The organism is Cedecea sp. B1(4), assembly GCF_059414925.1.
The window spans coordinates 1-361 of record NZ_JCAHMZ010000044.1; the positions used below are offsets into that span (position 1 = coordinate 1).

Sequence of the window (361 nt, forward strand, 5' to 3'; positions counted from 1 at the left end):
TCGGTCAGATCGGCCAACCGGGGAGTGCCTTTGAGCGCAACCGCTTCCCGGAAAAACACTTGGCTGAGCGCGCCGGAAACCAGCAGGGTCGGCGCCAGCAGCACTGTTCGGGTCAGACCGTAGAACCCTGCGGCGGCGGTGGCGGACAGGCCGGCACAGACGAAACTCGGCATGTCGCGGGCGATCGTGCCGATCAGGCTGTAAGGCGTGTTGTAGTAAAGAAACTGGCGATAGCGGCGTCCCGCCTCGCGCACTCGCGGCCAACTCCAATTCAGCGCGGCTCGCCGCAAGGCATAGCCGACACCACCCAGGATGATCGTCAGGCCGAGCAGTTGTCCCCCGATCTTGGCCCAGACCAGGC

General features: G+C 65.1%; 1 pseudogene. It reads right to left on the reverse strand.

Going from position 1 to position 361, the window contains the following annotated elements:
* Nucleotides 1-361: pseudogene (locus ACR6JA_RS22070) on the reverse strand (hypothetical protein); the annotation flags it as partial.